Genomic DNA, 1570 nt, shown 5'->3' with positions numbered 1-1570 from the left:
TCTGGCTTAGGTTCTGGTTTAGGCTCTGGTACGACATTTTCCAGAATATAAACATAGGTCACTTCAAGAGTTTGTCCTGCTACAACCTTGCCTGTTTCATTTCCTTTAGTTGAAGCTTCAACCAATTTGTATACTTTTCCTTCTGCAGTTGTGATACGGCTTGGTTTCATTCCGTTGTCTGCAGTATTATAGTCAGTTCCTGCTTTAGCGTCTGTTGTGTCTTTTACACCTGATTCTACATTAGCACCATCTGCAGTTCCTACTAATGGAGTTCCATCTTCTGTTTGGTAGTTAACGATGACTGAACCCGCTTTTTCATAGACATACGTTACTTCTGTAGTTCCTTCTACAACAGAACCTTCTTCTGGTTTAGAGCCGTCTTTTAGGGCTTTATCAGTTAGATAGTAAGTGACACCATCTTTTACGATAGTCGCTTTCTTATGTTCTGACGTGTTGTAGTTTGTATTAAGAGAAGCATTTGTTTCATCATTTTCATCTTCTGAGATGGTATTTCCTTCTGTATCTTGGAATTTAACGATGACATTCCCTTTAACTTCTTGGTAAACATAAGTTACTTCAAGAGTTTGTCCTGCTACTACTTTACCTATTTCGTCACCTTTAGTTGCTGTTGGTACTAATTCGTATACTTTCCCTTCTGCAGTTGTGATACGAGTTGGCTTCATTCCGTTATCAGATGTGTTGTAGTCTGAATTTGGTTTACCGTCTTTTGTATCAACAGCGTCCACTTGAATAGTGTTACCTTTTTCATCAGTGTAGTGAACTACTACTTGTCCTGCTTTTTCGTAAACGTAAGTTACTTCTGTTTTACCTTCTACTACATCTCCAGTTTCTTTAGAACCGTCTTTAAGTGCTTTTTCTGTTAAGTAGTACACAGTTCCGTCTTTTTCGATTTTCTCTGGTTTGTTGTCAGTTGTATCATATTTAGCGTTCAGAGAAGCACCTTTAGTATCTTCTTTATCTTCAGCGATTACGTTACCTTCTGTGTCAACGTAGTGAACCACTACATCACCAGTTACTTCTTTATAAACGTATGTTACTTCTGTAGTTTCTCCAGCAACAACCTTACCTGTTTCATTTCCTTTAGTTGAAGCGTCGACCAATTCGTATACTTTTCCTTCTGGAGTAGTGATACGATTTGGTTTCATGTCGTTATCTGCAGTGTTGTAGTCTGAATTTGGTTTACCGTCTTTTGTATCAACAGCGTCCACTTGAATAGTGTTACCTTTTTCATCAGTGTAGTGAACTACTACTTGTCCTGCTTTTTCATAAACGTAAGTTACTTCTGTAGTTCCTTCTACTACGTCTCCGTTTTCTGGTTTAGAACCATCTTTAAGTGCTTTTTCTGTTAAGTAGTACACAGTTTCGTCTTTTTCGATTTTCTCTGGTTTGTTGTCAGTTGTGTCGTATTTAGCATTCAGAGAAGCACCTTTAGTATCTTCTTTATCTTCAGCGATTACATTACCTTCTGTGTCAACGTAGTGAACTACTACATCACCAGTTACTTCTTTATAAACGTATGTTACTTCTGTTGTTTCTCCAGCAACAACCT

Annotated in this window: 1 protein-coding gene; it reads right to left on the bottom strand. The window is 37.8% G+C overall.

Annotated elements, in window-relative coordinates:
- A partial coding sequence (locus tag HT685_RS00195; RefSeq protein ID WP_173278906.1) for a MucBP domain-containing protein occupies positions 1-1570 on the bottom strand: 1570 nt, incomplete at both ends.

It is taken from the genome of Streptococcus sp. 5004 (assembly GCF_013276755.1).
GTDB lineage: Bacteria > Bacillota > Bacilli > Lactobacillales > Streptococcaceae > Streptococcus.
The sequence above is the reverse complement of the archived record's forward strand: the minus strand, read 5'-3'. Positions and strand labels throughout refer to the sequence as shown.